The organism is Pyrolobus fumarii 1A (genome assembly GCF_000223395.1).
GTDB lineage: Archaea > Thermoproteota > Thermoprotei_A > Sulfolobales > Pyrodictiaceae > Pyrolobus > Pyrolobus fumarii.
In genome coordinates this window covers 846,453-871,632 of record NC_015931.1, presented here as the reverse complement: position 1 = coordinate 871,632, position 25,180 = coordinate 846,453, and the positions used below count along the sequence as shown (strand labels likewise).

The following is a 25,180-nucleotide window of genomic DNA, read 5'->3' as shown; positions in this document are numbered from 1 at the left end:
TCCTCAATCGTGGGCATATATAACTACGACCTCATTCTGCTCCGCCGCAACAGCATCTACTCTATAGAAGCCCTCACGAAGGAACTGCACTATATCACCCCGCTTAACTTCACGTAGAGCAGGCTCACCAACCCCCTTCTCAACGCGCAACCTTAGACCCTCGGGTATGAACACTGTAACTTCTACTACATCGCCTGCCGGCACCCACTGCACTATTGGCGCACGTCTCGCCCTCGCCTCATCCAGACTAGTACCCTTATAGCGGGCAACAACCCTGTCACCATCCATCGAGACTATCTCTATGTTGATGGCCTCGGCTAGCCTAATCCACCCACCCACGCCAACCTTCGCGATATCCCGCCTTGGCAGGTATACCCTAGCTTCACCCGCAGGGAGCACCAATACCCTTGATCCCATCTCGCGTCGCTCAGGATGAAATGGTATGTTTGCTTCTATGCGCCCCGGTATGCCCTGGATTACTACCTCCACCGGGTCAAACACAACCATGAACCTCTTGGCTTTCGGGTCTATTATGCTGCGGTTGACAGCTGCAAGATTTGCATAGCTTATTGACGCGTCTGTGCCCTTCACGCCCACGTCGAGGATGAGTTTCCGGATAGAATCTGGGTCGATACCACGCCTCCTCAGTCCTGCGATAGTGCCAAATCGTGGGTCATCGATGCCGAGGAAGAACCCCTCTTCCATCAGCTTCTTCATGACCGACTTACTCATTATGAAGCCTTCTAGCTTCAAGCGCCCGAAGTGTATTACATGTGGATACTTCCAGCCTAGGTGCTGGTAGAGGAACTTTTGCTTCACGGTGTTTTGCATATGCTCCTTGGCTCGTAGAATGTGCGTCACACCCATTAGATGATCGTCAACTGCAGCTGCGAAATTGTATGTGGGCCATACTATGTAGCGGTCGCCTACAAGGGGGTGTGGCGTCCTGCTCGTATCTATTATCCTGAATGCTACCCAATCGCGCACAGATGGGTCGGGGTGTGAGGGATCGGTCTTAACCCTCAGTACGGCTTCCCCTTCACCAAATGCACCTTCAAGCATCTTGTCCCACAGCTCTAGGTTCTCCTCTGGACTTCTCCTCCTGGGTGGATACTCAGCCAGCTTGCCCGAGTCGCGATACTCTCGGAACTTTTCTGCAGGCTGGTCGTCAACATATGCTCCACCCTTCTCTATGAGCTTCCGAGCTATGTCATAGTATATCTCCATGCGGAGGCTCTGCACATACTCCTCATCCCATTTGATGCCAAGCCATTCTAAGTCCTCCTTGATGAGAGAATACGCTTCTATCATCGGTCTCTTGGTCCTTGGGTCTGTGTCTTCAAAGCGGAGGATAAACTTGCCCTTGTACATTCTTGCATACTCGTGGCTAAGTATAGCTGGACGCGCGTTCCCAAGGTGTATGACGAAATCTGGGTTAGGTGCAAACCTGGTTACTACTTTGCCCTCCTCGGCTTCCGGTAGAGGCGGTAGTTTCTTCTCCTCAGCGCGCGGCTTACGCGTCTTCTCAAGCACCCAACTGTACTTCTCCTCAAGTAACCTCTTTTGCTCCTCGAGACTCAGCTTGTTAACCTCCTCTACAACCTCGCGTACAATACCAACAATCTGACGTGCTACACTACGCCACTCCGGTCGCTCAGCCATCACCTTGCCCATGACCGCGCCCACGCTAGCCTTGCCTCCATGCTGCACTGCATTCAACAATGCATAAGCGCGGGCAACCTCACGCACCTCACGCTCATCGAAACTCACAATCACACCCAGTACTCTTCACAAAGCCTTAGAGAGAATACCCTTGCCCCCACTCACGATTCACACTAGTCACGCACAAAATCCCGAAAGACGGCGGGGCGCGGCTAACCACACTTTTAGGCACGACATCAACGTGTATCAGACGTCCTCACTCTTCAATTTTGATTCTCTTTACCTGGTCTCTGGGGACTATGAACACTATGTTCTCGTCCGGCGGCCCCATGGGCGACGAGTAGATGTAGACAACGATGCCATCAACATGGCTACGCACTTTACGCAACTCATACTTGCCAGTCACTATGAGGCCCAGCACATCACCCTCCTTAACCTCGTCACCCTCCAGTACTTCAATGACAGCCCTCTTTCCCGACACCGGTATAGGTTCTGCATGCACACCACTCTCTACCAGGATACCCTCCCCGGGCTTATCGCCAGGCTCAACTATGAAAGAGCGCTTAACTTTCTTCTCCAACAAGTCAAGTATCGAGTCCAACTCTACACCGTATATCGCTTTACCATAGCACCTGGAGCCACTTGGACAACTCTTGCTTCTCTTGTAAACTCCCTCACCGCTCTCAACGAGATACTCATCGCCTTTAATTCCTTCAATGTAAAGCCTTGGTATCAGGTAGGGGTTCCTTCTATCTCTAGGCTCCACCACGACCCCGAGAGAAGTAGAGACGCTACAAGGGTTTAAAAGAGGGCTATTTCTCGCGCTTCACGATAAAGTCTACGAGTTCTTCGAGTAGCCTCTTCGCATCACTATTCACGAAGTCTATCTTGCCCAGCGCTGTTTTTGCACGCCCAACATAATCCTTCATGACGTTCTCGGCGTATTCTACCGCGCCAGTCTCTATTATCAAACGGGCGGCCTCCTCAAGCTCTTCTCTTGCCGCACCCCTCTTACCAAGGACAGAGAGTAGTTTCTCCCTGGCATCACCATCAAGCTTCGATAACGCGTATATCACCAGTATCGTCTTTTTGCCCTCGCGTATATCACTGTATACAGGCTTGCCCAGTATCTTCTCGTCGCCCGTGAGGCCAAGTATATCATCACGTATCTGGAATGCTATTCCGAGATTCCTACCATACTCTGCAAGGGCGCTCAGCGTCTCATCATCGTCTGTCGCTACGAGGCCGCCGAGCACCGCCGAAGCCTCGAAGAGCGCGCCAGTCTTCCTATACACCATGTCAATATAGTCGTCCATCGAAACTCTCTCTAGATCCTCGAATAGCAGGTCAAGAGCTTGACCCTCAGCGACTATGGCGGAGGCCCGCGCTAGCTGCCTTGACGCCTCGGCTACCCTGTTAGCCGGTACGCCCTTCTCGAGAGCCTCGCCTAGCACCTCAAACGCCTTCGCGAATAACAAGTCACCGGCTGTTATTGCCAGGGGCTCACCCCATAACTTGTGCACAGTAGGCACACCGCGTCTAAACTCGTCACGATCCATGATGTCGTCGTGTACAAGGGTGAAGTTGTGGACGAGTTCAACCGCAGCTGCGAACGGGAGAGCAGCCTCCCTACTAGCACCAAGGCCCTCAGCAACAGTTATGACTATGAAGGGTCTGACTCTCTTACCACCAGCTTTTATCAAGTGAAGCGCTGCGTCGTACAGCTGTTGTGGTGTTCCCTTCACCACGTTTAGTATGTAGTCGGTTACCAGCCGCGCTATTTCCCTCATCCGCTCCTGCAGCAAGCCAGAGCCCCAATGTTAGGGGCATGCTCTACTCGTGTAAAGCCTAGCGCGGCTGGCATACTTGTACAGCTCTGGGTCAATGCCTAAACTCTCGATATACGATGATAGCCTCGGCCCCAAAGCATAATCAGTTGCGTACAAGTCACGTAGTGTACGAGCGCCAACCATTAGCATACCCTTCCTCAACTCACTCACATACCGCGAGAGGAACGCCATTACTCCGTCAACACCGTTATCCGCATATGCACGCAGCACCGGCAAAGCCACAGTAACAGCATCAGCACCGAGCATCAGCGCTCGTAGTGCGTCTAGACCGTTCCATACTCCGCCGCCAGCCAGTATACAAGCTGTGGGTGCTGCCCACCTAGCAGCCACTATAGCCACAGCTGTAGGCAGCCCCCAGTTACGGTACACGCTCGCCTCTCTAGCCAGGCTAGCCTCGCCAGCATTACGCGCTCTCAGTTCTTCGACGCGCACCCAACTAGTACCACCGGCACCAGAAACATCGATGTACTCCACACCAATGCTAACAAGTTTTGATACCGTAACGGGGTCTATGCTGTGCCCGGTCTCCTTCACGATAACAGGCACACTCAATTTTTCTACAATCTTCTCGATAGCTTTTATCACACCACGGAAGTCTCTATCGCCTTCCGGCTGGAACAGCTCCTGAGGCACATTAAGGTGCACCGCAAGGGCATCAGCCTCTATCATAGAGACTAGCTTCTCAACATCATCTATACTCATCTTCGCGAGCTGTGCAGCACCAATATTACCTATTATCAATGCATTCGGTGCAACACGACGAACAACACGGTAGGTGTCTATTAAAGAGGGGTCCTTTACCGCTGCTCTTTGACTACCAACGCCCATCCCCAGGCCAAGCTCTTCTACAACCTCAGCTATCGCACGGTTAATTTCTAATGCTATATGATGTCCGCCCGTCATGCCCGAGACTATCACTGGCGCCGCGATCCTCTTACCAAACAGTGTTATACTCGGGTCAACCTCGTCTAGACTCGCTTCGGGCGCTGCACGTGGTACAGGTAGAACCTCTTCAAGCAGAGTAGTCACGCTATGGTTAACGTCATAGTAGGTTGTTATCAAGAGGTGGTCAAGTTTCCTATTGGATATTCGCAATGTGGCTCCTCCCGCTGAGGCCGAGGCTAGCTAGAGTATAACTAGCGTCCCTATCCTCTCGCCCCGCAACACAACCTTCTCAAGGTTAGCGGGGTCCCTACCGTCTATAATGTGTACACGGAGACCTGGACAGCCATTCACGAGTATAGCCTCCAGTTTTCTTCTCATCCCTCCTGTTACATCACCTTGTGTCCCACCAGCAGTCTTCAGGGCATACTCCAATTTCTCCCTATCAAGCATGTCAACAACCTCCCCACCGATAATTACCCCCGGTACGTTGGTGGTAAACACTACAATTTGGCCACCAAGCTTACAAGCAGCCTCTATTGACAACTCATCACCAGAGACAATCCCATACTCGCCTTGTATGGGGTAAGCATCGCCAAAGACAAGTGGATATGCCCCCGAAGCGAGAGCGTCACGCACACGCCTCCATTCACAATTCGGCTCTAAGCCGCGCGGCTTACAGAATGCTCGTGGAGGGTAGATGATAGTATAGAGGCCGTGAGAGGCGAGCATCTCGGACACAAGCATCGCAAGCTCGAGCATTGCATTTGTAACTACATGCAGAGTCTCGGGTGGCGAGGCACCAGCCTCCCGACAAGCACGTACAGCATAGTGTCCATAACTACCGCCGCCTATGACTATAACGAGGTCATACACATTAGCTATCTTCTTGAGCACTTCGGCATACTCTTCGAGAAGATCGAGTCGAGGTGTGAATGGCTGCTCTTTTTCAGTGATTATGCTGCCGCCGAGCTTCACAACGAGCAATGGGCGGGCCACACTGCCCTACCGGAGAACGTCACAGGTCTAAACTGTGGTCGGACTTAGCATGTACGCCCTACGCAACACTATGCCACATCTATCGTCTGTCCTTCACCCACATCGATACACACGCCGAACGCCGTCTGCAGTCCTGGTGTCCATTTGCAACCCTCCGGTGGGGGAGCTACGCCAAACAACGCATAGTAGAGCCCATTCTCCAGCCTAGAGGCGAGCCTCCAGATGCTTCTAATCGCCTCCCATCCTTTCTCTACTATGCCCCTTGACCATACGGCTACACTCAACCCAACTAGTCTCGACAATGCGGTATGGATTTCTTCCCCAAGCTCCTCCTCTATGACGTCACCCAGCTCCTCTTCTCCTACGAGTTCGACCTTACCACCGGCGAGCGACACTTTGATCGGCTCTTCGCCTTTACGGAATATGATACTTGATTCAAGTACTATTGCCCTCCTACACGCATCAATATAATCCAACTCGACTCCCGCATCCCAATCAATACTGTCTGCAGCCTCAGCAACCTCGACGGGCTCCATCTCGTACCCGCCTTCTTCCGCTACAGCCTCAACTAGAGCCACGGTCAGTATCGCATAGACTCCTGCTACGTGGAATCCTCTGGCCTGGTAGTAGACGCTGAAACGCAGCGGTTGCTCAAGTCTCGCTGATAGCTCATCAACGAAAGATTTGAGGGCTAGCTCGCCTCTCCATCCTAGTCTAGGCTCGCCATTTACACTCACACTAGGCGCGTTAGACTCCTCTACTTCGACTTCAACGTCTACCAGAGGCGTAGAGCTTAGCGCGACTAGTATTGGGTTATGTCTGCCCTTTAACGGCAAACCTAGGAGTGGTATGGGTAGCTTGTACGATTTCTTCATGCTCAAGAGGCTCACCGAGGGGTACACGGGAGCCTAGTAGACCCTTATCGCGGCATAGCCTACTACCGAGCTGCGATCGCCAGTCACGTCGCCACTAGTGGCGTACTTTAGCAGCTGCGCGTTGGATGCCCCACGCGCCCGAGCATAGTAGAGCATGCTCATTACGGGGCCCGGCCCACACATACTGATATCATAGCGCTGTATGACCTCGTGAAGGCCCTCCGGGTCGAGTGCAAGTATCTTATCAATCGCCAGCCTATCCTTCTTCGCAGCAACCTCGTGCGGCTCATAGTGTGTAAAGTCGCTTGAAGCTATGTATATGACGTCTCTGCCTAGTTCAGCCGCCGCCTTCGCCACCGCTTCTCCGAGGTCACGCGCTGCCCGCGGAGTCTGATCCCACATTACAATTGGCACTATGCGGAACTCGTCCCCATAGATGTATTGCAGGAATGGCACCTGCACCTCGACACTATGTTCGAACAAGTGAGCTTTATCATCGATGTCGGCCAAGTCGCTATACTTGACTATCAACTTCGCGAGTTCCGAGTCTATCTCTACTCTGCCTAGTGGCGTCTCCCACACACCCTCAACCATCACCGATACCAGCGTCCCTAGGCCGGTATGGTTCGGGCCTACTATCACAACCGTGTCTGGCTTCTTCTCGAGCGCCAATTGATAGTATACATGAGCGGCCACTGGCCCGCTATACATGTACCCAGCGTGAGGCGAGACAAATCCAACACTCAGCCTTTCACTTCCGCCTCCACGCGGCGGAAGCTTACCTGGACCCAGTGTGTGAGTGAAACACCACTCTATCTGCGATCTCAGCGCCTCTGGATCAGCCTCATAGAACATCCCGGCGACCGCAGGCCTTCTAACCACAACATCCATAGTGACCGCCAAATCTAGTTGGAGAGGCGACTCCCTATACCGTTACGGTCTACAACCACAACATTACCTTACCATGTTAATGCACGTAGCAAACAATCCACTACTCACCATTTAGGACCTAGACTCTACAGTAGCCATGCTCACGTTGCTCTACCACGCTTACTGCACCCAGATCCATGCCTACGGGCACTGCCCTGAGATCATACCAGGTCGCACCTACTATCTTCGCCTCTATGGTCGAGCCTAGGTTCGCCGAGCCCGGCGGCAGAATCACCTGCATGTAATTGTGGGTCCTCGCAACTAGCGTACCTTCACTACCCTCCTCCGTAACCACAAGTAGCGCGTTAGCTCCCACGTATGATGCGTGCACCCGATAACCAACATCTTCTATTACACGCTGCAGCCTCCTACTTCTCTCCTTCTTCACTGGGTCAGGAACCTGGGGCAAACGCGCCGCCAAGGTCCTTGGCCTTGGCGTATACTGTGCAAGGTGAACCCTCTCGAATAGGAGCTCCTCCACCAGCCTAACCGTGTTCTCGAATGCCTCTTCATCCTCACCCGGGTGCCCAACGATGATGTCTGTAGCTATAGTTACGCCAGGTAGCTTTGAGCGAGCCTCGTATACCATCCTCCGATACTCGTCAACAGTGTACTCTCTTCGCATCACACGCAGCACTCTATCGTCTCCAGATTGCACAGGTATGTGTAGGAACTTGAAGATACAGGGATGACTCATGATGTCCAGCAGTTCGTCCCAGAAGGGTAGCGCCTGATCTGGGCTCATCATCCCGACGCGTACGTATGCCTTGCATCCGTCGGGGCTCTCGACAACACTAGCAATCTCCTCTAGTAGCTTTGGTAGCATACGCTTCCCGTAGATGTCAACACCGTAAGTTGCCGTATCCTGCCCGGTTAACCTTATTTCAACAACACCTGCCTCTACAAGCTTCTTGACATAGTCTACTATCTCTTCGATAGGCTGGCTGCGCAGGTATCTTCTCGCAAACTTCGTTATACAGAATGCACAGTCGCTGAGGCAACCTTCCTGGATAACAACCTCGGCTACAACACCATGCTTCCAAGGCCTAGGTGGGAGCCTCTTACGCTCCAAGGGATCCTCAACAAGGAGCTCAGTACCACTCTCAACCGCCAAGTAGATACGATGAACGTTGCCAGGTGATACTAGAACTGCCCCTGGAGCCACACGTTTCACGAGATACGGCTGCGCCTTGGCTAAACACCCAGCTATCACAATCCTCTTTGATTTACCGTACTTCCGCCACACCTCCTTAATCCTCTTGACCATCCTCTGTTCAGTGTCTAGCCTCACGGTACAAGTATTGATTATGATTACATCAGCATCCTCTATACTATCGACTATGGTGTAGCCTCTTGACGCTAGCACCGACGACATTATCGCCGAGTCAGCATGGTTAAGCGCACAACCATAGGTCTCTATGTATACCCTCGTCACTGTCAACCCCATACACGCATGTGAGGATGCAAAAACCCGGCTTAAGGTACAACTCTGCAATCAAGTTACGATGTCGGGTAGCCGTCCATCTCGGATAGCCTCGCGTATCTCCAAGGCAATACGCTCTCCTAGTGTTAACGGTTTTCCATGCCAAAGGTGTATATACTGCCCGCCCCAAGCCATTACGCTGTTAGTACCTCCGCCTACACGCAACGCAACATCATATACAACGACGTCGAGGTTCGGCGTCACTATTAGTTGAAGCGTGAAGGGCCCAATTATACCCGGAGGTTCTAGTTTCCTAGCGGCCTCGACTACACGCTCCGCGAGCGGGAACACCTTGGCTAACATACTCTCGCGTATTGTCACTGGGATGTGGCCAACTTCTATCATGCGCTCGATTATTACACCCTCTAGCCTCTCCTGCACCCATGCAGGCCACCTGTTGATGTCGTCTATGTTAGTTTGCAACCTTCTGTCAATACTGTAGAGCTCGAGTTCACCGCGAACAACACTATAGAAGAAGTTCACGTTGAAGTGGGCGCCGTCAACAAACTCCTCTATAACCATCTCCTCCAGCGATTTATCGTCGATAATCCCCTTCTCCATTAGTTCCTGCAACTTTCTCTCAAGATCCTCCCTATCCCTAGCCACGAAGAATGCCCTCTCCACCCTCCTAGCGGCCTCCGGCAGCTTGACTAAAACGGGTCTGTCAACCTCTTCTACGCTATTGTACACCTTGGGGCGCCGTACACCAGCATCATCGAGAAGCTTGTAGTAGTTTTTCTCGCCTTTACGCTCCTCCCATCGAAGCAAGAACCTATTCCCAAATATCGGCACGCGCAACTTCTTTTCGATGTTGTCATACCCGAGATAGACCGCAAAGCTGCGATTAGGCACTATTATCGTGTTGAGCGAGCGAAGCCTCTCCTGTATACTCTCATCCAACATATCGGCGTAACGATCTACAACTATCAACTCGTCTATCACTTTACCAACAAGTCTACGATATGGTTCGAGTCTACGCCTCTCAGCTATGGCAAGAGTACGAAAGCCTAGCCTTTTGACACCCCACAGCACATCGAGCGCACTATGACTAGCAACTACGCCTATGTGTAGCTTGTTTTGGTCATATTCCTCTACTAGCTTCTTCATCTCGCGAGCAATTGACACGTCCTTGCCCCGTAGTTCGCAACAAGGACCCTTTTACGAGTCTTTCTTCGCCTCCCGTACCTCCTCAAGAGTTTCCACTAGAGCCTCGCGAAGTCTCCTAACAGCTCTTTCGGATACCTCGCGGAGGCCCAGCCTGCTTCTCCCCTCGCTCTCAGCAAAACGCAGCCCCGCCTCGAATGAAGCCTTCCGGACCTCTTCCAGTGTAACGCTGAACCTCCTACGTATCGGCTCTAACGCCGCCTCGAGCGGCTCAGCTGTCGCTTCCACGATCTCCCAGTGGACGTGCGACACTACAACCAGGGCATACTCCATACCTTCCATCTGGAAGAACTCCATATAGCTAGCTGTGAGCCCCCGGAGCCCCCAAACATACACCGAGTAGTCTGCAAGCCTGCCTAGCAACTCGCCCCATGATAAGCCACGAAGCACACTAAGATCGATACCGTAGCGGCCCGCCACCCACTTGACCCACGATGGTATAACCCAGTCGGGCGCAAGATCCACACAAGCCTGGACTATGACACGTCTTGTCTCATCGTTGAAGAATGATGACGCTTGTCTTGGGTCGACGCCCTCCGGGAGATAATCGGATATCTTGCATCTCCTTCTGCCGCGACAGTCCTCCTCGAACCTAGCCCAGTTGTAAACCAGAGTGTTGAAGACAGCCCAGTGCAGCGAAATCATCTCGGCATCACCGCCCTCGAGTATCACTCTGACGTTCTCAATGTACTCATTATCCGGGAGGCTCGCGACTATGCTCAACAGCTTGCCCGTGTGATAGGCTATCGGGTTGCTCCAGACGCCGTACACTATCGAACACCTTGCCGCCGCACTATCCACATTGGTTTCGGGTAGCAAACCCCGCCCTATAACCGGCGCTCCAACTCAAAACACGTATTCCAGGATCGCCTCAAGCACGAAATCCGGGTCATAACTGCTGGGCTTCCGACACGCATCCTTGCCGATAAGGGGCTCGCAACCTGCATTAGCCGCTATCTCGGATGCCTTGTAGAGCAGGCTATGCTGGTCTGGCGTCTCTGGGCCACATCCTCTTAGCCTAACATAGTGGTCGACTGCATCACGATATCCCATGCACCGATATACTATGTTGAATAGGCTTATGACTGTGCCTGTACGGCCACACCCGCCTCTACACGCAATAAGAACTGATTCTCCCCGAGCCAGGTGCCTGGCTGCCAGCTTGACAGCCGTGACCACGTTGAACAACGGCTCAACGCTGAAGTCCCTTACCGGCAAATGGTAAGTTACTAGTCTACCGGGTATGTCACACTCCCAACTCTCAAACAACCCTATCACAACATCAACGTGGTATTTCTTGACTAGCTCTGGTATACAGTTACACCCGGTGCCTATCAGCAACACTTTTCCGCCGCAGAGGCTCTCCACGTAGGATCTATTGCAGGCCAAAATGCTCGCCACCATATGCTCGTGATTGGCGACCCACTGGTTAGTTTTAAGAGGCTACTAGTTCGCGTGCAAGCATCGGGCTGGTGAAAAGTGGCGCACGGACTGTACCACTATCTACGCGAGATGTGGAAGAAGCGATGGGACGACCCGGAGCTAGCAAGGCTGTGGAAGCAGAGGCTACTCCAGTGGAGGCGCGAGCCGAGCGTTGTAAGGATTGACAAGCCTACGAGGCTCGACCGTGCGCGTGCACTCGGCTATAAGGCCAAGCCTGGGATAATCGTCGTGAGGGTTAGGGTCAGGAAGGGCGGCCTAAACCGCCCAAGGCCCAACAAGGGTAGGAGACCTAAGAGGATGGGTGTCTATGGTTATGCGCCTGCAAAGTCTACTAGGTTGATAGCAGAGGAGAGAGCCGCCCGTAAATATCCGAACCTTGAGGTGCTCAACAGCTACTATGTGGGCGAGGATGGTCTATACAAGTGGTACGAGGTCATACTAGTCGACCCGCACCACCCCGCTATATGCCGCGATCACGAGCTGGGCTGGATATGCAGCCCGAAGCACCGCGGCAGAGTATTCCGCGGCCTCACGAGCGCTGGCAAGAAGATGCGCGGTCTGCGCAAGAGCAGAGGCCTACGTGGCACCATCAAGTACAAGTGGAAGAAGAAGCAGAAGGAGCGCGAGCTCAAGAAGAGGCACGAGGCAAGCAGGGGCGCCAGGCTTATCGCACCAGACGAGATACGAGAAAAGTATCACAAGGGCGACCTGCAATAATCTGCGTTACACATTTACATTATTTTTACTCGTAACGTCCACCTCGAGTTCCTCTGGGCACTCTACGACATCCACTTGTATAGCTCTCTCCTTGCAGACAGCCATGCAACCCAAACAAACCACGCAAACACCGACCTGCACCACAGTCCCATCTTCTAGTTTCAACGCGTTCACTGGACATAACTTAACGCAGTCTCCACAGCCCGTGCATCTATCCTTACTTAGTCTAACAGAGCCGCACGGATAGAACTTCACGCTGATCTCGCCTGTCATGCTTCCTCAACCACTCGCTACAAGTTACCCGCGGACATAGTCTGTACGAGCTCTACTGAGGCGCTTGCATGCATCACTCTTTTACTTTTCACTATGCCCGTAGAACACCACTTGCACCGGCTCGACTGTTATGAGACCCTCTTTGACCACCTTCTTGACCTCCTCGATGAGCTCGTTTATAACATGCTCCTCGTCGACTACCTCCACCACTATGGGGAGATCCTCAGAGAGTCTTAGTATGCTCGTGGTGTGTATGAGACTGTGTGACCCGTAGCCCGCTATCCCACGGTATACTGTTGCCCCTTTCACGCCCCGCTTCTTGAACATGTATAGCAAGTGCATATAGAGGGGCTTGCCCTGATACTTGTCATGCTCCCCTATGTAGATTCGTAGCCTAGCCCATCGTGCGCCCATAGAGTACACCTGCAGCAACCATACCAAGGTATACTGCGGCAAGACCCGCTAATACATTAGCCACGATATTTAGCGCCGCGTATAGCGGCATTTCGCTTAGAAGTGTGAACGTCTCGTAGGAGAATGTAGAGAAGGTGGTGAAGCCTCCTGCAAAACCCGTTGCTAGAAAGAGCCTCTGCTCGCGAGTAAACACTCCATAGAATTTTGCAGCACCTAGAACGAATCCAAGAAGGAATGAACCCAATACGTTGACCACTAGTGTTCCGAGAGGAAACATGCAACCACACTTCTCTTGAACTAGCATTGAAAGCTTCCATCTAGCTACTGCACCTAGCCCTCCTCCCAATAAAACAATGACAATGCTCGTGATTGCATCCCGCGCCTCCATAACCACTACACCAAAGGGCCGCCGGGACACCAGGAGCAAGCTTACCTTTTGCCCGCTTGGTTCACGGGTGTAGATACAATCGCGTCTCCGCCACCAACACATTGCTCCAGGGAACACGGAAAACGCTTCAACAGCTTATACTATCGGAAAAGCAACAGTTTTAGTGTGATTACATGCTACCTCTGTGGGGCCGTTGATGTACTTAGCCGCTGCCGAGCAGTGAGGATAATGGTAGCCGCTGAGGCCTCATAACTCCTAATTAAATCGGCGTTGTACGTAGTTTCTATTGGCGGCGGGGGATGTAGACACTTGCCCCCCAGGAGAGCCGGAGGCGGTGAAGAGATTACCGCGACTTGACCCCGCCGCCATGACCATAGTTGGTGATGATTGCCGAGTTCGCTGATTGGTGACGAACCCGAGATCGGCTGAAATACAGTACAATATTGTCCCCTCTTCTAGGTTTTGATAGTGTCACACCGGTGTTGGGCTTGAATAAGGTGCTCAAAGCACTCACGCGTAAACCATTTGCCGTGATAGGGCATAGGTGTGCAGCTGGCGAGGCACTCGAGAACACATTATCTGCTCTAGAGCGCGCACTAGAAGCTGGTGTTGACATCGTCGAGGTAGATGTGCAAGTTACTAAGGACGGCGTTCCTATACTTTTACATGATGAGAGTTTAACGAGAATAGCAGGCATTGATATCAATGTAAGATCATCCACATGGAGCGAGATACAACGCGTCACTTTACCTGATGGTGAGAGGCTAGCCACTTTAACGGAGTTTCTAGAGGCTATACGAGGGCGTATACCAGCCCTTATAGAGATAAAACATGTGGAGGATACGCGTATCGTAGTTGATCATCTTACTGGCCTCGAAGAGTGGATTGCAATAATAAGCTTCCACGACGAAGCTTTACGTCTCGCTAAGCGTTTGAACCCAAAGCTAGTTACCGGGTTGATATACGCACGTCCACCGGGAAGGATTCTAGATGCTAAGAGGGTTGGAGCTAGTATAGTCTTGCCACGTTACAACCTTGCAACCGAGAAGGCTGTTAACTTCGCTCATAGGCTTGGACTGCGCGTGATAGCGTGGACGGTAAATGACGAAATGACAGCCATCACGCTCTATAAGCGTGGCGTTGAAGGTATAGCCACGGACTATCCCTCCAAGCTTACAAGACTACGCGAGAAGCTTGGCAGCAATGATGAACACGACTCTCTCTGAGTTGTGATGATGGAGGTTTCGTCTGAGCCACTATCATCTTATCAACTATGTAAGCGGCAGCAAGGATGTGCTTACACGGTCTACGCCATCTCACAAAATCCATACACGTACAAGAGAACTTCTTCGCATCATACGATATGTACACTATGTGCTTTTCTCCACTATCACCGTTCACGAGTGCAACAAAACCGCCATATGCCTCCCTTATATATGCTACCCTATCAAGCGCGACTAATCTTATTGCACGTGCAACACGGTCACTACTTGTTCGCACACGGAGCACATCGAAGAGCTTCATACGTACTACCCCGTTAGTATCTGTGCAGGGTTGACTGCAGGTTGAGAGAGAAGAGTGAAACTACTAGCCGCGTGCTAGGTGTTGTGCTTAGCGGCGCGACAACCAAGCAAGCAATAGCTCAGCTAACGGAACATGGCGAGAAGATTGTCAACGAGGGTATGCTTGTAGGCATACAGTTGTGGGGTAGCGAGAGACTCGCAATAGCACGTGTGGAGAAGTTACGGATAGAAAGTGACATATTCAAACCCGGCGACGCTTGGAGCGAATTACGACGTGAGTCTCTAGACGCACTAACTATGCTAGAGAGTGTGTCGTCACCCTACGTCACCGCCGTACTCAACATAATCGGATTAGCTGGCGAGCCAGGATTACCACCATTACCGCGTCCCCCAAAGCCAGGTGATAAGGTAGTAGAGCTTCCACGCGACCCCAGTCTCCTGTTCGGCATAGACGAGAATCGTCCCGGAGTAATCTGGTACGGCGATATTTACGGGTATCAGGGTCTACCAGTACCACTAGATGTAGAAAACATCACTATGCATGTCGGCGTGTTTGGAGAGACGGGTAGCGGGAAAAGCTATGGCGTCGGTTACCTCTTGGAACTATTATCTCAAATACCACTAGGTAACGGCAAAACTGCCGCTCTACCAATGATAGTCATTGATGCTAACGGTGATTACCTCGACTATCACCATGTATTCGTTACGAGGGGTTCGCTAGGGGCTTTACACAAGGTCATCCGCTTCGTGACTCCCCGGTCTCGTCTGCGCAGTACGCCATTTACACGCGAGATTAAGATAAGCCTCGATTTCTTCACACCTCGAGAGGCTGCAGAGATAATAATGATGTATAAAACTGGTGGCCTTGATATTAACGAGATGCAGGTATCTGCGCTTGACCGCGTTATTTCCGAACTTACCGAAGAAGGCTATACCATAACCGAGTTGCTCACCAACGAGATTAACCTTGTGTACGAGAGGCTCGAAGAGCTAAGCAGAGGCCGCGATGCACCGATTCACCATCAGACAGCCAGAGCCATTAGATCAGCTCTTGACAAGTTCTACCGAGAAGTGTACAAGCAGCATGGCATACTCTCGACAGAACCTACATTCACCGGCGAACTCATAGACGATATCACACGCAACCCTAGCATGCTCATAGTTGATTTCTCGGCCGACGGTGCACCAGGAGTGCCGCTCCAAGTTAAGCAGTTGATAGTCGCGTATATTGCTAGGCTACTCTACGAGAAGTTTACGAGATACAAGGTTGACGGCGACGAGAGGTATCTTCTCTTGATTATCGAGGAGGCGCAGAACTATGCACCCAATCTACGAAACTATCCGATAGGTATGAGCATTGCACGTGACTATCTAGCGCTCATAGCCACCCAGGGTAGGAAGTTTGGAATTAGCCTCCTGCTGGTCAGCCAGCGACCAGCTTTTGTCGACCCCGTTGTACTGTCAATGACAAACACGTGGATTATACACCGGGTCGCGCCTGACGACGTGCATTACATTGCTAGGGCTGTGGGTGGGCTACCCGAAGACCTAGAGAAGCGTCTTACTAGTCTGCCACGGGGTGTCGCAGTTATTGCCGGCCAGATGAATATGATTGGGCACCCGGTGCTGGTTAGAGTGGGTAAGCGAAAGGTATCACACCGGATGGGGATGACTAGAGTTGTTGAGACCCTCAGAAGGCTTTATAGTGGACGAAATGGCGATTGAAGAGGCTCTAGACGCTATTAATAGGCTCACAGAGCTTAGAGCACTGCTACGCAAGATTCTCAACGTTTCTAGCATCCCGCGTGGCAACTGCAACACTCCTATAATCGCCGTTGATGGCAGTTATGCCGTGTACGGTGCACACGGCCTACACGCTATAGTTGTTAAGGCAGCTATAGTCGTCATTAGTGCTGACAAGACGAGTGTAACCACTCTCGGCCCACTTGTAACAAGCGTTTATAGCCTAACGGGCGGCGAGGAGATACACCGAGTAGCAGAAGAACTCATGATAGCTCTCGAGACTATAGCGGTCGCACGTAGCACCGCTGATGCCAGCGATGCTGCACTACTTATCCTCGACGGCCCCATAGCCGACCCGCCCAGACCAGCACCACTATCCACCAACACAAGGCGAATACTGAAACGACTATTGAATATTGAAATAGACGACTTGCACCGATGGCGCGCTTCCATGCTATCATCTGCGCTACGAAGACTTCACGCACTAGCTGGTTATGTGAAGCGCCCAAGCGGCTCTACACTCCTAACTCGAAAGCTTGACACGCTAGCGGGAAAATTACAACAGGTTGACGATGCGTGGATTGCTGGCATAGCACTTGGCCCGGGCGAAGCGACAAGCCCCGAGCGCATGCCCCCCGAGGGCATCTACCAACTCTACTATACGATGCTAGGCGGCATAGAGTACACCTACGCGAAAGTAGGGATGATGCCACCAGCAAGACTCGAAGTCGCACCCATCGGGGTCATAGACAAGATTCTAGGGTGCCTATCCTCCCTAACCAAGCATTCCAAACATCCCCTACCAATCCAACTCGCACACGAAAAGAGCCTTGTAAGCCTCGAGGAAGCTAAAACAGCACATCGTCTAATCACAAACACACTCATAAAGAGGTTGAAAGGTGATCCACGCAAACTACTCGCTATTATACACCCTGGACTCGAGAAGATAGAAGCAGGGGGTGAGGAAGCTACCCTAATCTGAATTGGTAGATGTTGAATACCGATCTCGCTGACCCCCTTCTCGGGGATGTGGAGCCGTCATCTAGCCGAGTTGTGAGGATAAAGGGGGCCTTAGCCGACCCGCGTCCCACTTAGACAGCCCTGAACCGCCTAAACCATTCCTCGTAGGCCCTCAGTACATCTGGAGAGATACTCGGCCCTCTCCTCTTCAGCACCTCGATGAAGTCCTCCATGGCCACGGGCCTCGGCTCCCCAACTCCACCCTTCTCTTCGAACAACTCTCTCACGGTTCTCATGTAAGCCTCCATTACAACATCACGTATATCACTAGCGCTATAACCTTCGGTCATTTCAGCTAGCTTATCGAAGTCCACATCGTCCGCTACCCGGATCTTGCTCGTATAGTGGAGGAAGAGTTGCTTCCTCACCTCCTTGTTGGGCGGAGGTATGTATATCCTCTTCTGGAACCTGCGTATGAACGCCTGGTCCAAACGCCAAGGCTTGTTAGTCGCTGCTATCACATAGACATGAAGCTTCTTGTCCTTGTCTTGCAATCCATCCATTTCCTTTAGGAACTGGTTTCTTACTCTGACCTCGCCACCAACCTCGGTTGAATGCACACCTAGTAACGCATCAACCTCATCGATGAATATTATGCTTGGCTTGCCTGTCTCCTCTGCAAGCTTCCTGGCCTTGGCGAACAGTTTCTTCACTTTCTTCTCAGCCTCGCCAAGCCACTTGGACATTATGGAAGCCGCATCTACGTGGAAGAAGTGACCATCCACTTCATTAGCAACAGCTGCCGCTAGCATTGTCTTGCCACAGCCAGGTGGACCAAAGAGGAGTATACCTCGAGGCCAGCCAAGCGGGAATAGGTCGGGCCTGCGGACTGGATAGACTATGGCCTCTATGATAGCTCTCTTAGCCTCCTCGAGGTCGACTATATCGTCGAAAGTGACGCGAGGCTTTTCCGTCACAAGCCACTCTTCATCACTATTCTCGTCGCTTACCCCTGCTTCTACAGGGGCAGCTGGCACCCTACGAGACTCTAATTGTTGGACACGCGTCCTATACTTCTTGATCATTTCGGCGTATGTGCGAGAGAGAGGATAGTCGGGGTAAAGACGCACTATCTTCGCGAGCAGCTCAATCGCCTTCTTATAGTTGGTTATTGCCTCGTCATAACGTCCTGCTCTATCCGCCTCAACCGCTGCAACAACGTAGCGTCTCGCCATATTCTCGAGCTTCGCTAGAACCGTCAACCCGTGAAACCCCCTAGAATGCTTAGGGTAGAGGGTGGGGGTGCCTACCGGCCTAGTATCACCGCAGGAGGAGGCAGGTTTCGGGAGAATGACGTGTGCCAATATACGCCTAAAAAGCCGGGTTATACTCACGCTAGTTTGATAAGACCACGGGCATGAAGCCTATTAAGTGCGGCAAGCACCTCCTCGCGCGTCACGCCATACCTGCGGGTGAAGTCGTTTATGTCTAGGAAGCCTCCGTGCTCGAGGATGTAGTCTAGTAGCTTACGCTCTAACTCCTCTTCACTCATCCTCCTAGGCCTCCTCTCTGTTATGCTAGCACCCGGCACGCCACTAGCCTGCACAGCCAGAGGAACCGGCGGGGCAACCCTCCTGGCAACACCCTTCCCGCTAGTCACAGAGGCTGCAGCTGCTCTACCCATAGAGGAGTTCTTGCCCGTGCTAGCTCCAACATTTTGCACGTTCTGTATTTGTTTGAGACTAGTTTGTTGCTTAGACTCGAGCAGCGGTATCTTAATCCCAGCGTCACTTAGAATCTTGCGCATACTCTCATCTGGAAGTACCTTCTCGACATCCTCTTCTGCCTGTCTAAGCGCCTCTTCTAGCACCTTACTGGCCTCATTAGCTATTGTATCAACGTCTATGTCTGTTAGCGTGGGTGGCGTAGTCTCAACAAGAAGCAGCTTGATACTCTTGTTTATCTCTTCGAATGCGAGTGCTAACCCAGGATAGAGGCCCTGCATCTGGCTCCTAACCTCGTCTATGGCCGCACCGAAGGTTAGTAGGATCTCCGTTAGCTCACGGACATCACTGGCAGTCTTTAGCCTCTCTATGGCATGCACAATCAGCCTTTCAGTCGCCCTTACAAGCTTCAACAGATTCTTCATGTGGGCCACTTCTTGCGCATATATCTCGGCTCTCTTCTTATCACCCTTCTTCAGGGCCCATACGGTCTTTCGGAATAGCTCCTCACTTCTCTTCTCGAATCTTACACGTATCTCAACTATCCTATTCTCAAGCTCCTTAAGCTTGAATATCACCATCTGTATCTTGTCCTGGAAGTCCCCACCTGCTTCGCTACGTCCAAGCCACGGCAGCAGCCCCAGCAGCGACTTTACAGGCTTGAACGCTTCAAACGCAATGGGCATACGCTACCCACACCATACTCTTTGTAGCAACGCGGGTCTACCCCACCTCCCGGCCCCAGTAACACCAGAGTAGGCTGAGTTACTCTGGATACGACTGCGCACCCCTACGTGGGGTTAATCAACGCGGAGCAGCACTTGTTCATCGGGCTGTGAGGAGAGGTAGCAAAGCTGAGTTTCGTGAAGAGAACCCTGGGGTAGCCGAGCCCTCACCCTGTATGAACTATTCCTACTATGCGCGCTGGACAGGGGACACCATACTCCCTAGTTATTACCAGGGCTATTCTCTTGACGAGATCCTGCCTTGCTTCTAAAAGGTGCAGAGCCAGATGAGCTATGGGACAGTAAGCGTCCACCGCGAGACCCTCACCTTCAACGCATATGACTGGGTATATTCTGCAACCTAGGGGCCTCTGAGGATAGATGCGACACCCCTCACCAGGCTCAAGGAAGACACAATGCCCCTCAATGTTACGCAGCCGGCATTCAGCATCGTCACAGATGGCAAAGTAGTCACGACTATATCCTAGATTTTCTAGCCTTTCCATATCGCTTCTTGTAAGCGGCATTCGCGTCTCATAACAACACTTTTCACACCCATACAGCCTACAGGGCATATGCACCACTAGCTGCTCCCAACTGTCTCTCTCACCAGCTGTTCCGCCTCTTCTAGCGTCACGCGCCTCACTATCCCTTTGCATATCCCTTTGCGCCATACTTCCTCAACCTCCTCGCGACTAGGTATACTCTGTGCACCCCGCTTCAACACTTTCAAACCAGCCGCTATACTAGCCACTTCCAACGCCTCTTCAACCTCATTACCCTCAGCAATCCACGCGTTGAAGTATGCGTTGAACGCGTCGCCTGCACCCGTGGTGTCTACAGGTTCGCCGAGCTTACAGACTCGGGTGTGTAGGGCTCTACCATTACTCACTAGAAGCGATCCTCTGGCACCGAGCCGGATCAACATCCAGTTCTTATCTAGCCTCTCTGAGACGCTTGCCACGCCGAGACCGAAGACGTGTAGAAACTCTCTAGCATTTAATGATAGTATCGTCACTCTGCCTGCTAGTTTGGCGACTTCGCTCGGATTGCTAATCGCTACTGCACCGCCTGGATCGTAGCTGATTATACGTGTGGATACTTGTCTTGTTACTCTCTCGACAACCGTAGGTTCAACGCTGGCAATGTGAACCACGTCGAACTCGCCACTTATCTCATCGCCTCGTAGTAACGCATTGACGCCGCGTACCTTGAACATCACGGTTTCTCCGCCTTTGGCTACAACAACAACCACTATTCCAGGCGTGCCCTCTTCATGCACGATTACGTAGTCTAGCTTGACGCCCGCCTCTCGTAGTCTCCCAAGTATACCTAGGGCCTCGGCATCACGAGTTGTATGAGCAAGCAGATACGATTCATGACCTGCTCGCGCGACACCAACAGCATAGTTGGATGCCGCGCCCCCTGGACCGATACTAGCTTCCATAACCGGCAGTTCCTCATCCGGACCTGGCAGCCTTTCGACATAGAGGTAGATGTCTATGTTTATGTTGCCTATGGAGAGATGCTTGATTCTCATTACTGCCCCCGCATGGGCTAGCGCCTCCTGGGCTGGTATAGGTAGCGTTTCTCCGGGTTCGTGTGGAGCGTTAAGAGTACAGCTCGATCCTCCGGCAACCCGTTTTCCACGAGCTTAGCTGCAAGGTGCTTCATCAGCTGGTGGCGCACTACTTCAAGCGCTCTCGCTTCAAGCCTCACATATTCGTCTATCATGTCTATAGGGTATGGGAGCCCCGTTGTGCTAGAGGTGAGGGTATTGAGGTGACTCACGGCCTTCTCGACGGCCTCGCGTCTTGCCAGCCAGGGTGCATAAACTTCTACCTTCACAGCTTGCCAGGATCGTGGCACTCCACTTGGCTTGTAGAATGCGACTATTATCCTACTGTACTCCGGGCGCTGTGACAACCTCTCTGCGACAATTTTAGCGGCCTTCTCGGGTGCCCTCCTAGCCGCTATTCGAGCATAATCAGGGAGCAGCTCATCGAAACTGCCTAGTGTTATATACTCGCCGGGCTGCAGCACTATACTAGCCAGCGTTTTATCGTTCAACGGGAGCCTCTCTACTCCACACATTCTAGAGTATACACTGAATAGGAACGTGTAGCTCCTCTTAACAACACCGACTATCATTATACGCTTACTCTCGGCTTCACGCAACATGCTAGACACTACATCGTCAAGCTTGGCCTTTAGCGGCCTAGATATTCTCGTGAAAAGGAGTGTGTAGGGTACAACCTCGCCGTCAATGAGTATGACTGAATCCTCGGGTAGCTTAGGTAAAAGCTTCTTGAGAACAACAAGCCTCTCGAGCATCTTGGATAGCTCGGCTGCCACTTTTGGCGCCTCATCCTGCTTCTCGACGATGCTTAGCCTCGCGTACACGCCTACCCTAGGTTCTACGACGTTACCTTGGTATGCAAGGTAGCCAGCAACAACACCTATCAGGCTTCCAACAACCATGTCAATGCCTCCTTCAGGAGGGAAAGTTGAGTCTATTGCCACACCCGCCTTAGGCACATACGACTCGCTTGATATTCTAGCAATGCCCTCTACTAGCTTTGACCGTAGCGGCCCACATGAATCTAGAAGTTTACGCAACTCAACAACTCTCTCTGCAAGACGCTCAGCGTGCCTAGGCACGCTTCTAAGCAGCTCAACTATAACCGGTTGCGTCGCCCCAAAATCAACCTCTTCGATATCCTCGCCAACGAGATGAGGTGTGTAGCCGGGTATCTCGGCCAAACCTACTGGCCCGAGAGTAAACCTAACACCCGGTATGACCCGATTTACCCTCTGGGCTTAACATGCACCGACGCCCATCCATACTGCTTGTTCTGGCAGCCGCCCTTATCGCAACATCACTAACACTAGCTTATGTATGGGGGCCCATAACGGGACGCTATGAGGCCTCGGAGCTTCCCGAGCCTCTACGTTCGATGCTAAAGGACAAGTCTAGAGCTATACATGTTGTTGTCGAAGGTCTGGAGCCTGGAGGAGTAGTGCCAGTCGAGTATACATGCGATGCTAGGCATTACACTGAGCCGAGGATATCGTGGAGCCCGTATGAGCCCGCGAAAGCCTACATGGTGATAGTTGTTGATCCAGATGCGCCGTCCGGTCTGTTTATCCACCTTCTAGTATACGACGGGAGCGCTACAAGATGGCCTGCGCCGGGCTACAAGGTAGGGATTAACAGTGCTAACGAGCCCGCGTGGTACCCTGTTTGCCCGCCCAAGGGTCACGGCACACATCACTACTACTTTATCGTGATTGCCTTGTCGGAGCCTTTGGGTCTACCCACCGGCGCGGACTTCAACAAGGTGCTTGCAGCAGCCAACGACAAGATATTGGCATACGGGTATGTTGTTGGCGTGTACGAGAGGCGCTAGAAGGCCCGTATGCTTCTAGACCTAAAAACGGTGTGGAACAAAGATGTTTTTCCTAGGCGCGCTTAGCTGCCCTTCTTCTCCTCCTCAGGGAATATGTAGAGGCCCATGGAGACTATCAGTTTGGCCTGCTCTGGGTCGTATCTCCAGTCTGGCGGTAGCTTACCAACCCTCTTGTAGTACTTGACGAGCCTGTGTATCTTGGACTCTAAGTCCATTAGACCCTTCTTGGCGTGCGTATCCTTCGGGTGCTCCTCTAGGTGCCTACGTAGGTTTACCGCCTTCTGTAGTAGACGGAACAGGTCCTCCGGCACGCGTAGCTTGATCCCCCTCTCTTCTAGCACCTGCTCGATAGTCTTGCCTAGTATTGGTTTCACTAGTGGAATGCCAAACTGGTCACGCAGTATTATGCCTATCATGCTGGGGCCATATCCCTTCCTGGCTAGGTCTACGATGATCTCCTCTATCTCCTCTGGGTCGTACTCGACCCACCTGGGTGCCGTTAGCGAAGCCGGCCTCGTGGAGTGACTCCTACCCTTCCTCCTCCTCTTGTTCATACCCCATCACACCCCCTGCCGGGCGAGCCCCAGCCTCGGGGCCGGGACTCCCCCGGAGGCGCGTGACCCACGCGATAAGCCCCTTTTAGTGTGTCGGTGGCCCCAAGAGGATCTCAAGAAGCCTCAGTCGAAATCCTTGTCGTCATCGCGATGCTCGGTGACCGAGGGTCTCAGCACCTAGACACTGACTAGGCTGGACCCGGCTTATAGGCTGAACGTGTGACGCACATCCCGTCTCACTTAATTACACGGCCTGCATCCCCCACGTCATGGAGAGTGACAGGCGGTGAACCGCCAACTTATAGCAGCCATAATCGCTATTGTCATTGTGGCCGGCGTCGCTGCCGTCCTACTATCCTCTGGTGGCGGCAAGGAGGTACCATCTTCGCCAATAACAGGTACTAGTTCGCCAGCCACTGCCACGCCTAGTGTGAGCGTGCAAGGCGTTAAGCTATACGGCAGTGGTGCTACATTCCCCGCAGCACAGTATGACGTGTGGTTCTCGGAGTTCCAGAAAGAGACTGGTATAGTGGTTGAGTATCGTGCCGTAGGTAGCGGTAAGGGAGTACAGGACTTTATGGAGGGGCTTGTTGACTTCGCCGGTAGCGATCCTCCACTATCTCGTGGTATTTGGCAGAAGGCTGTAGAGAAGTATGGTGGTGTACTCCAAGCGCCGACCGTAGCGGGCATTATAGTAGTTGTTTACAACTTGCCAGGTTTTAACGGGAGGCTTAACCTCACTGGTGACGTGCTGGCAAGGATATACATGGGCGAGATAAAATACTGGGATGATCCGGCAATAAAGGCGCTAAACCCTGGAGCTGAGCTTCCACACGAGCCAATAACGCCGGTTTATCGTAGTGACTCGAGCGGAACAACCCAGTACTTCACCTACTATCTCGCCAAGTCGTGTCCACGCTGGGCAGAGAAGTATGGATATGGCAAGGTGTGGAAGGTACAAGGTGTAGGTATCGGAGCTAGAGGTAACCAGGGTGTAGCATCCACTGTTAAGAACACACCATACTCCATAGGCTATGTCGAGTATGCATATGCGCTACAGTATGGTCTTCAGGTGGCGGCATTAGCGCCACCGGGCAGGGACGACATCTTCCTAACTCCAAGTGCCGAGGCAGTCGAGAAGACGCTGTCCAAGCTCGCCGATGAGCTGCCAGCCCCGGACCAGGACTGGTCTAAAACCTTTGGACTAGTTATAGAGGCTGCGAGTGAAACTGGAGGATACCCGCTAGTAGCCTACACGCACATCATAGTACGCAAACACTATGACGACCCCGCCAAGTGCCAAGCTATCAAGATGCTGCTAGAGTGGCTCTACAATGCTAATGTAGAGAAGAAGGATATTGTTGAAGGTTATGCACCGCTGCCAGAGCCTATGGCTAAGAAGCTGCTAGAGGCGGCTAGCATGGTGTGCTCCGGGTAACCTAGCCTCTAGTTTTTTCGCAA

At 52.3% G+C, this 25,180-nt stretch carries 27 protein-coding genes; 6 read left to right on the top strand and 21 right to left on the bottom strand.

What is annotated here, in order from left to right:
• Positions 1–3: 3 nt before the first annotated feature.
• The 11 genes from PYRFU_RS04570 to PYRFU_RS04520 all read right to left on the bottom strand — a co-directional run bounded on the left by PYRFU_RS04570 (position 4) and on the right by PYRFU_RS04520 (position 11,234).
• Positions 4–1,776 (bottom strand): glutamate--tRNA ligase, encoded by a 1,773-nt coding sequence (locus PYRFU_RS04570; protein ID WP_014026465.1) that lies wholly within the window; start codon positions 1,774–1,776, stop codon positions 4–6.
• A gap of 142 nt (positions 1,777–1,918) precedes the next feature.
• Positions 1,919–2,428: a DUF2118 family protein gene (locus tag PYRFU_RS04565; RefSeq protein WP_244403876.1), complete on the bottom strand. Its 510-nt coding sequence runs from the start codon at positions 2,426–2,428 to the stop codon at positions 1,919–1,921.
• Positions 2,429–2,474: 46 nt separating this feature from the next.
• Positions 2,475–3,467, bottom strand: coding sequence for a polyprenyl synthetase family protein (locus tag PYRFU_RS04560; protein ID WP_014026463.1), 993 nt, complete (start codon positions 3,465–3,467; stop codon positions 2,475–2,477).
• Positions 3,468–3,482: 15 nt separating this feature from the next.
• Positions 3,483–4,607: a type 2 isopentenyl-diphosphate Delta-isomerase gene (fni, locus tag PYRFU_RS04555; RefSeq protein ID WP_014026462.1), complete on the bottom strand. Its 1,125-nt coding sequence runs from the start codon at positions 4,605–4,607 to the stop codon at positions 3,483–3,485.
• A 30-nt stretch (positions 4,608–4,637) separates the two neighbouring features.
• Positions 4,638–5,393, bottom strand: coding sequence for an isopentenyl phosphate kinase (locus tag PYRFU_RS04550; RefSeq protein WP_014026461.1), 756 nt, complete (start codon positions 5,391–5,393; stop codon positions 4,638–4,640).
• Positions 5,394–5,461: 68 nt separating this feature from the next.
• Positions 5,462–6,274, bottom strand: a complete 813-nt coding sequence (locus PYRFU_RS04545; RefSeq protein WP_048191603.1) for a hypothetical protein — start codon at positions 6,272–6,274, stop codon at positions 5,462–5,464.
• A 27-nt stretch (positions 6,275–6,301) separates the two neighbouring features.
• Positions 6,302–7,150 carry an AmmeMemoRadiSam system protein B gene (gene amrB, locus PYRFU_RS04540; RefSeq protein ID WP_425277007.1) on the bottom strand — a complete coding sequence of 283 codons (849 nt, stop codon included), beginning with the start codon at positions 7,148–7,150 and terminating at the stop codon, positions 6,302–6,304.
• Between the two features lie 127 nt (positions 7,151–7,277).
• Complete coding sequence (locus PYRFU_RS04535; protein ID WP_244403875.1) at positions 7,278–8,633, bottom strand: tRNA (N(6)-L-threonylcarbamoyladenosine(37)-C(2))-methylthiotransferase; 1,356 nt, start codon at positions 8,631–8,633, stop codon at positions 7,278–7,280.
• Between the two features lie 60 nt (positions 8,634–8,693).
• On the bottom strand, positions 8,694–9,806 hold the full coding sequence (locus PYRFU_RS04530) for a formate--phosphoribosylaminoimidazolecarboxamide ligase family protein (protein ID WP_014026457.1): 1,113 nt from the start codon (positions 9,804–9,806) through the stop codon (positions 8,694–8,696).
• A gap of 33 nt (positions 9,807–9,839) precedes the next feature.
• Positions 9,840–10,616, bottom strand: a complete 777-nt coding sequence (locus PYRFU_RS04525; RefSeq protein WP_167827836.1) for a hypothetical protein — start codon at positions 10,614–10,616, stop codon at positions 9,840–9,842.
• Between the two features lie 75 nt (positions 10,617–10,691).
• Positions 10,692–11,234, bottom strand: coding sequence for a protein-tyrosine phosphatase family protein (locus PYRFU_RS04520; protein WP_014026455.1), 543 nt, complete (start codon positions 11,232–11,234; stop codon positions 10,692–10,694).
• Positions 11,235–11,324: 90 nt separating this feature from the next.
• On the opposite strand from PYRFU_RS04520, the gene PYRFU_RS04515 reads away from it, so the two are divergent.
• The gene (locus tag PYRFU_RS04515) at positions 11,325–12,005 is read left to right on the top strand and encodes a 50S ribosomal protein L15e (protein ID WP_014026454.1); all 681 of its coding nucleotides are present in this window, start codon (positions 11,325–11,327) and stop codon (positions 12,003–12,005) included.
• 6 nt (positions 12,006–12,011) lie between these two features.
• Here the strand turns inward: PYRFU_RS04515 and PYRFU_RS04510 are convergent, their stop codons facing one another.
• The 3 genes from PYRFU_RS04510 to crcB form a co-directional block, all read right to left on the bottom strand.
• The gene (locus PYRFU_RS04510; protein ID WP_014026453.1) at positions 12,012–12,278 is read right to left on the bottom strand and encodes a 4Fe-4S binding protein; all 267 of its coding nucleotides are present in this window, start codon (positions 12,276–12,278) and stop codon (positions 12,012–12,014) included.
• A gap of 81 nt (positions 12,279–12,359) precedes the next feature.
• Positions 12,360–12,692 carry a DUF190 domain-containing protein gene (locus PYRFU_RS04505; RefSeq protein WP_014026452.1) on the bottom strand — a complete coding sequence of 111 codons (333 nt, stop codon included), beginning with the start codon at positions 12,690–12,692 and terminating at the stop codon, positions 12,360–12,362.
• Positions 12,673–13,080, bottom strand: a complete 408-nt coding sequence (gene crcB / locus PYRFU_RS04500) for a fluoride efflux transporter CrcB (protein WP_048191600.1) — start codon at positions 13,078–13,080, stop codon at positions 12,673–12,675. Before crcB ends, PYRFU_RS04505 begins: the two co-directional genes overlap by 20 nt.
• A 479-nt stretch (positions 13,081–13,559) precedes the next feature.
• On the opposite strand from crcB, the gene PYRFU_RS04495 reads away from it, so the two are divergent.
• Positions 13,560–14,306 (top strand): glycerophosphodiester phosphodiesterase, encoded by a 747-nt coding sequence (locus tag PYRFU_RS04495; RefSeq protein ID WP_425277006.1) that lies wholly within the window; start codon positions 13,560–13,562, stop codon positions 14,304–14,306.
• Here the strand turns inward: PYRFU_RS04495 and PYRFU_RS04490 are convergent.
• Positions 14,254–14,604: an SWIM zinc finger family protein gene (locus PYRFU_RS04490; protein ID WP_014026449.1), complete on the bottom strand. Its 351-nt coding sequence runs from the start codon at positions 14,602–14,604 to the stop codon at positions 14,254–14,256. The genes PYRFU_RS04495 and PYRFU_RS04490 overlap by 53 nt on opposite strands.
• 41 nt (positions 14,605–14,645) lie before the next feature.
• Between PYRFU_RS04490 and PYRFU_RS04485 the strand changes: the two genes are divergently transcribed.
• Both PYRFU_RS04485 and PYRFU_RS04480 read left to right on the top strand, forming a co-directional pair.
• Entirely contained in the window at positions 14,646–16,328 is a 1,683-nt protein-coding gene (locus PYRFU_RS04485; RefSeq protein ID WP_014026448.1) for an ATP-binding protein, read from the top strand.
• Positions 16,318–17,328 (top strand): DNA double-strand break repair nuclease NurA, encoded by a 1,011-nt coding sequence (locus tag PYRFU_RS04480; protein WP_048191596.1) that lies wholly within the window; start codon positions 16,318–16,320, stop codon positions 17,326–17,328. The genes PYRFU_RS04485 and PYRFU_RS04480 overlap by 11 nt, the downstream gene beginning before the upstream one ends.
• Positions 17,329–17,437: 109 nt before the next feature.
• Here the strand turns inward: PYRFU_RS04480 and cdvC are convergent, their stop codons facing one another.
• The 5 genes from cdvC to PYRFU_RS04455 all read right to left on the bottom strand — a co-directional run bounded on the left by cdvC (position 17,438) and on the right by PYRFU_RS04455 (position 22,518).
• Positions 17,438–18,568, bottom strand: coding sequence for a cell division protein CdvC (gene cdvC, locus PYRFU_RS04475; protein ID WP_014026446.1), 1,131 nt, complete (start codon positions 18,566–18,568; stop codon positions 17,438–17,440).
• 128 nt (positions 18,569–18,696) lie between these two features.
• A complete protein-coding gene (locus tag PYRFU_RS04470; protein ID WP_014026445.1) occupies positions 18,697–19,716 on the bottom strand; it encodes a Snf7 family protein in 1,020 nt (339 codons plus the stop codon).
• A gap of 206 nt (positions 19,717–19,922) precedes the next feature.
• Entirely contained in the window at positions 19,923–20,330 is a 408-nt protein-coding gene (locus PYRFU_RS04465) for a YkgJ family cysteine cluster protein (RefSeq protein WP_048192428.1), read from the bottom strand.
• An 8-nt stretch (positions 20,331–20,338) separates the two neighbouring features.
• Positions 20,339–21,295, bottom strand: a complete 957-nt coding sequence (locus tag PYRFU_RS04460) for a carbohydrate kinase family protein (RefSeq protein ID WP_014026443.1) — start codon at positions 21,293–21,295, stop codon at positions 20,339–20,341.
• A 17-nt stretch (positions 21,296–21,312) separates the two neighbouring features.
• Complete coding sequence (locus PYRFU_RS04455; RefSeq protein WP_014026442.1) at positions 21,313–22,518, bottom strand: DNA double-strand break repair nuclease NurA; 1,206 nt, start codon at positions 22,516–22,518, stop codon at positions 21,313–21,315.
• A 62-nt stretch (positions 22,519–22,580) separates the two neighbouring features.
• Here PYRFU_RS04455 and PYRFU_RS04450 point away from each other — a divergent pair, with 62 nt between their 5' ends.
• Positions 22,581–23,165 carry a YbhB/YbcL family Raf kinase inhibitor-like protein gene (locus tag PYRFU_RS04450; RefSeq protein ID WP_014026441.1) on the top strand — a complete coding sequence of 195 codons (585 nt, stop codon included), beginning with the start codon at positions 22,581–22,583 and terminating at the stop codon, positions 23,163–23,165.
• Between the two features lie 62 nt (positions 23,166–23,227).
• Here PYRFU_RS04450 and PYRFU_RS04445 read toward each other — a convergent pair whose 3' ends face one another.
• Positions 23,228–23,719: a 30S ribosomal protein S15 gene (locus PYRFU_RS04445; RefSeq protein ID WP_014026440.1), complete on the bottom strand. Its 492-nt coding sequence runs from the start codon at positions 23,717–23,719 to the stop codon at positions 23,228–23,230.
• 286 nt (positions 23,720–24,005) lie between these two features.
• On the opposite strand from PYRFU_RS04445, the gene pstS reads away from it, so the two are divergent.
• Complete coding sequence (gene pstS, locus PYRFU_RS04440; protein ID WP_014026439.1) at positions 24,006–25,157, top strand: phosphate ABC transporter substrate-binding protein PstS; 1,152 nt, start codon at positions 24,006–24,008, stop codon at positions 25,155–25,157.
• The last annotated feature ends 23 nt before the right edge of the window (positions 25,158–25,180 follow it).

What these genes read in the sequence shown, in the direction of transcription:
- crcB (WP_048191600.1), bottom strand. Translation starts at nt 13,080, where the DNA reads ATGGAGGCGCGGGATGCAATCACGAGCATTGTCATTGTTTTATTGGGA.
- PYRFU_RS04480 (WP_048191596.1), top strand. Translation starts at nt 16,318, where the DNA reads ATGGCGATTGAAGAGGCTCTAGACGCTATTAATAGGCTCACAGAGCTT.
- PYRFU_RS04445 (WP_014026440.1), bottom strand. Translation starts at nt 23,719, where the DNA reads ATGAACAAGAGGAGGAGGAAGGGTAGGAGTCACTCCACGAGGCCGGCT.
- PYRFU_RS04465 (WP_048192428.1), bottom strand. Translation starts at nt 20,330, where the DNA reads ATGCCCTGTAGGCTGTATGGGTGTGAAAAGTGTTGTTATGAGACGCGA.
- PYRFU_RS04460 (WP_014026443.1), bottom strand. Translation starts at nt 21,295, where the DNA reads ATGAGAATCAAGCATCTCTCCATAGGCAACATAAACATAGACATCTAC.
- PYRFU_RS04470 (WP_014026445.1), bottom strand. Translation starts at nt 19,716, where the DNA reads ATGCCCATTGCGTTTGAAGCGTTCAAGCCTGTAAAGTCGCTGCTGGGG.
- PYRFU_RS04505 (WP_014026452.1), bottom strand. Translation starts at nt 12,692, where the DNA reads ATGGGCGCACGATGGGCTAGGCTACGAATCTACATAGGGGAGCATGAC.
- PYRFU_RS04450 (WP_014026441.1), top strand. Translation starts at nt 22,581, where the DNA reads ATGCACCGACGCCCATCCATACTGCTTGTTCTGGCAGCCGCCCTTATC.
- PYRFU_RS04510 (WP_014026453.1), bottom strand. Translation starts at nt 12,278, where the DNA reads ATGACAGGCGAGATCAGCGTGAAGTTCTATCCGTGCGGCTCTGTTAGA.
- PYRFU_RS04490 (WP_014026449.1), bottom strand. Translation starts at nt 14,604, where the DNA reads ATGAAGCTCTTCGATGTGCTCCGTGTGCGAACAAGTAGTGACCGTGTT.